Here is a 4,736-nt window from a genome sequence, read left to right on the forward strand (position 1 = left end):
GGGGGGGCCCCCCCCGGGCAGCAACACCCCCCGCGTAACCAATTCGGCCGCCCCCCCGACCGCCTTCGCCCGCCATGGCGCGGCTGGTCGCGCGCCGGGCCGCCACACCGCTGCGCCACGCACGCACGCACGGCATCGCGCCATCGGTCGGCGCCAACGGGACGGCGTCGGGCTGCCGACCGGCGTGGGGCCGGTTAGCACGCTGCCCCCGGGGCCGATGAACACGGCGCCGGGGACAGCGGGCGAAGGCGGTCAGAGGATGGCGTCGAGGGCGTCCAGGTCCTCGTCGGTGGGCTGCCACGTACCTGCCTCGGCGTTGGCGCGTACCTGCTCGGGGGTGGTGGCGCCGGCGATCACCGAGGTCACCGCCGGGCGGGCGGCCAGCCCGCCGATGGCCACCTGGAGCATGGTGAGCCCGCGCTCGGCCGCGTACGCCTCGATCGCCTCGATGGTGTCCCAGTCCGCCGCCGCCAGCCGCTCGGCGTAGCGGCCGCCGCCGGAAAGCCGGCTACCGGCCGGGGGCGCCGCGTTCCGGTGGTACTTGCCGGTGAGCAGGCCGTTGGCCAGCGGGAAGAACGGCAGCATGCCCAGCCCGAACCGCTCGCACGCCGGGATGACCTCCGCCTCGACGCTCCGTTCCAGCAGCGAGTAGTGGTTCTGCGCGGAGATGAACCGGGTACGCCCCTGGGAGGACGCGGTCCAGTCGGCGTCGGCGATCTGCCAGCCGGCGAAGTTCGAGTTGCCCAGGTACCGGACCTTGCCGGCGCGGACCAGGTCGTCCAGGGCGGCGAGGGTCTCGTCGATCGGCGTCTCCGGGTCGGGCTCGTGCATCTGGTACAGGTCGATGTGGTCGGTGCCGAGCCGGCGCAGCGACGCCTCGACCGCGCGGGCGATGTACCGGCGGGCGCCCCGGGCGCCGTGGTCGGGCCCGTTGAGGCCGTGCATGTCCATGCCGAACTTGGTGGCCACCACCACGTCGTCCCGGCGGCCCTTGAGCGCCTGGCCGAGCAGTTCCTCGGAGCCGCCCTGCGGCTCGCCGTAGATGTCGGCGGTGTCGAAGAAGTTGATCCCGGCGTCCAGCGCGGCGTCGACCACCGCCCGGGTGCCGTCGATGTCGAGCTTGCGGCCAAAGTTGTTGCAGCCGATGCCGACCACGGACACCACGAGTCCGGAGTCGCCCAGCCGGCGGTAGGTCATCTCAGTCACGAGATCCACCCTATGCCGCCCACCACCGGGCCACCGGTCGAGCCCGCAGGCTCGGCCCCCTCCGGCGGCACGGGCCCGGGGGGCGGAGAGGCCCGCCGCCGGCGGCCGGCCCCGCTCAGCCGAGGACCTCCGCGACCAGCCCCCGCGCGGTGGCCAGCGTCGCGGTCAGTTCCTCCGGGGTACGCCCGACGGCGCCGAGCAGATGGTGCGCCCGGGACGCGAAACCGGTCGGTGCGCCCGGCAGCCGCCCGGCGGCGGTGATCATGCCCTTCTCGTTTACCAGCCACCGCCCGGCCCGGCCGTGCAGGGCGTGGACCAGCACGCCGACCGCCCGGAACAGGCAGCCGGCCACGTAGCCGGCGTCTCCGGCGGCCGCGCCCTTCGCCGCCCCGTCCAGCAGGAACCCCGCCTCCCAGCCGCCGGCTACCAGGGCGGCACCGAGAGCAGGCGGATAGCCGAGCGTCTCCGCCCTCAGTTCGCTCAGCTCCCCCGTCGGATCGCCGAGCACCCGACCGAGGGCCACCTCACCGGCGTACGCGTGGGAGTAGAAGCCGAGCGGGTGCCCGGCCTGTACGCCCACGGTGTAGCGGCCGGCCCGGCAGTCGGACCAGGCGGCGCGCACCCGGTCGAGGTCACGGTAGATCCAGTCCACCGCAACCCCGCCCACCCGCAGCCAGCCACCCCCGTCGACCCACGGCCCCCAGCCGCCCGGCGCGGTGAGCTCCACCGGGTCGTCGGCGACCGAGTCGGCCACCGCGCGCAGCCCGGCCACGTCGAGTTCGCCCCGGTAGTAGAGGCCCAGGTCCCAGTCGGAGTCGGGTCGGTGCTCGCCCCTTGCCCGGCTGCCGCCCAGCGCCACCGCGACCACCCCGTCGACGGCGCAGAGCCGGTCGACCAGCGCGTCGCCGATCACCGGACGTCCCAGACCGGCTCCGGGGTCTCCACCACCTCACCGTCCCCGCGGAAGAGCACGAACCGGTCGAAGGAACGGGTGAACCAGCGGTCGTGGGTCACCGCGATCACCGTCCCGTCGAAGGCGTTCAGTCCCGCCTCGAGCGCCTCGGCGGAGGCCAGGTCGAGGTTGTCGGTGGGCTCGTCGAGCAGCAGCAGCGTCGCCCCGGAGAGTTCCAGCAGCAGCACCAGGAAGCGGGCCTGCTGCCCGCCGGAGAGGGTGCCGAACCGCTGGTCGCCCTGCCCGGCCAGCTCGTAGCGGGACAGTGCCGCCATCGCCGCGTGCCGGTCCATCCCGGCGCGGTGCTCGTCGCCCCGCCAGAGGATGTCGACCAGCGTCTTCTCCATCAGCTCCGGCCGGTCGTGGGTCTGCGAGAAGTGCCCGGGCCGGACCCGCGCGCCGAGGCGGACCGCCCCGTCGTGCGCGACCGGCGCGAGCGCCGCCGCGTCCACCGGCATGTTGACCGGGTCCGGGTCGGTCCCGCCCCGGGCGAGCAAACGGAGGAAGTGCGACTTCCCCGTCCCGTTCGCGCCCAGCACGGCGACCCGGTCGCCGTACCAGAGTTCCAGGTCGAACGGGTAGGTCAGGCCGTCGAGTTCGAGCTGCTCGGCGATCACTGCGCGCTTGCCGGTCCGCCCGCCGGTCAGCCGCATCCGGATGTCCTGGTCCTTCGGGGGTACGGGCGGCGGCCCGGCCGCCTCGAACTTGCGCAGCCGGGTCTGCGCCGCCTGGTACCGCGAGGCCATCCCGTCGTTGTACGCGGCCTTCTGCTTGTACATCAGCATCAGCTCGCGCAGCTTCTGGTGCTCCTCGTCCCAGCGTTTGCGCAGCTCGTCGAGGCGGGCGTGCCGGGCCACCCGGGCCTCGTGCCAGCTGGCGAAGCCGGCCGGGTGCACCCACGCGCTGCGGCCCTCCACGGCGACCACCCGGTCGGCGGTCTGCGCCAGCAGCTCCCGGTCGTGCGAGACGTAGAGCACGGACTTGCCGGACTCCCGCAGCCGGGCCTCCAGCCAGCGCTTGCCGGGCACGTCGAGGAAGTTGTCCGGCTCGTCGAGGAGCAGCACCTCGTCCGGGCCGCGCAGCAGCAGTTCCAGCGCGAAGCGCTTCTGCTGGCCACCGGAGAGGGTCCGGACGGGACGCTCCCGGGCGGCGTCCCAGGGCAGGTCGAGGACGATGGTGGCGACCGTGTCGAAGAGCACCTCGGCGTCGTACCCGCCGGACTCACCCCAGGCGGCGAGGGCATCGGCGTACGCGAGCTGGGCCTTGCCGGCGGCGGTGCTGTACTTGCCGCGGACCTCGGCCGCCCGCATGGCCGCCTCGGTCTCGGCGAGCCGCCGGCCGGCGTCGCGCAGCGCCGGCGGGGCGAGCGACAGCGCCAGGTCGGCCAGGGTCGAGTCGTCCCCGATCATGCCGATGAACTGCCGCATCACGCCGAGGCCGCCGGAGCGGGCGATCGCGCCCGTCTTGACCGGCAGGTCACCCGCGACCATCCGGAGCAGCGTGGTCTTGCCGGCGCCGTTGGGCCCGACCAGGGCCACCTTGGCGCCCTCACCGACCCGGAACGACACCTCGGCGAAGAGTTCCCGGCCGTCCGGGAGAAGATGTCCCACGCCGGCCACGTCCACGTATCCCACGCGGGCATCCTGCCCGAGACGCCCCGCCGGGCGACACTCGATTACCGGGTGACCCGCAGCACCCGGAAGCCCCGCTGGCTGGCCTGTCGGTCCACCTGCCAGCCCTGCTCGACGAGCCAGCGGTGCAGCGAGTCGCCGCCGAGGTGCCGGGCGATCACCAGCCAGGCCACCCCGTCCGGGGCGAGCCGGGGCAGCCAGCGCAGCAGCACCGCGTGCAGCTCCGCCTTGCCGACGTGGATCGGCGGGTTCGACCAGATCTGCGCGAAGGTCAGGTCGGCCGGTACGTCGTCCGGCGCGACCACCCGGACCCGCTCGGCGGCGCCGACTCGGGCGGCGTTGGCCCGGGTGAGATCCCGGGCGCGCTGGTTGACGTCCACCGCCCAGACGGTGGCGGCCGGCGCGACGGTGGCCAGGACGCAGGTGATCGGGCCGAAACCGCAACCGATGTCGAGCAGCGGACCGGTGACGTCGCCGGCCGGCAGGTCGGCCTTGCGCAGCAGCACGGCCGTACCGGGGTCGAGCCGGTCGGCCGAGAAGACCCCGGCGGCCGAGGCGAGGGTGTAGTCGCGCCCGGCGACGGAGAACTCGACCTCGCGCGGCCGGGCGGCGGTCGTGGGCTCAGCGGTGAAGTAGTGGTCGCCGGTCACGTCGGGCATTGTCGCACCGCTGGGGCCGGGCGTCGGCGACGGTGCGGCGGGGTGAGCGGGACGCCACGTCGCCGGAATTTCCCGATATTACCCCCGAAAGGGATAATCGGCCCCTACTGTGGCTCACATGGTGTATCGGTACGAGTCCGATGAGGACGCCTTCCTGGAGTACCCGCGGTCCGGGTCGGGCCCGTCCGTGGCCGTACACCGCCTGGTTCAGGTGGCCCTGGGTGTCGAGTTCGTAGCCGCGGACGGTGACGCGTACCCGGAACGGATCTGCCATGGCGCGAGCCTAAC

The 4,736-nt window shown here is 74.1% G+C and carries 4 protein-coding genes; all 4 read right to left on the reverse strand.

Features of this window, described 5'->3' with window-relative positions; all coding sequences use genetic code 11:
• Positions 1-252: 252 nt before the first annotated feature.
• The 4 genes from ACWEVO_RS30425 to ACWEVO_RS30440 all read right to left on the reverse strand — a co-directional run bounded on the left by ACWEVO_RS30425 (position 253) and on the right by ACWEVO_RS30440 (position 4,439).
• Positions 253-1,215 carry an aldo/keto reductase gene (locus ACWEVO_RS30425; protein WP_452310907.1) on the reverse strand — a complete coding sequence of 321 codons (963 nt, stop codon included), beginning with the start codon at positions 1,213-1,215 and terminating at the stop codon, positions 253-255.
• A 106-nt stretch (positions 1,216-1,321) separates the two neighbouring features.
• Positions 1,322-2,119, reverse strand: coding sequence for a nucleotidyltransferase domain-containing protein (locus ACWEVO_RS30430; protein ID WP_452310908.1), 798 nt, complete (start codon positions 2,117-2,119; stop codon positions 1,322-1,324).
• Positions 2,116-3,792: an ABC-F family ATP-binding cassette domain-containing protein gene (locus ACWEVO_RS30435; protein ID WP_452310909.1), complete on the reverse strand. Its 1,677-nt coding sequence runs from the start codon at positions 3,790-3,792 to the stop codon at positions 2,116-2,118. Before ACWEVO_RS30435 ends, ACWEVO_RS30430 begins: the two co-directional genes overlap by 4 nt.
• 41 nt (positions 3,793-3,833) lie before the next feature.
• On the reverse strand, positions 3,834-4,439 hold the full coding sequence (locus ACWEVO_RS30440) for a class I SAM-dependent methyltransferase (RefSeq protein ID WP_452310910.1): 606 nt from the start codon (positions 4,437-4,439) through the stop codon (positions 3,834-3,836).
• Positions 4,440-4,736 lie beyond the last annotated feature (297 nt).

The sequence above is a fragment of the Micromonospora sp. NPDC003776 genome (assembly GCF_053605645.1).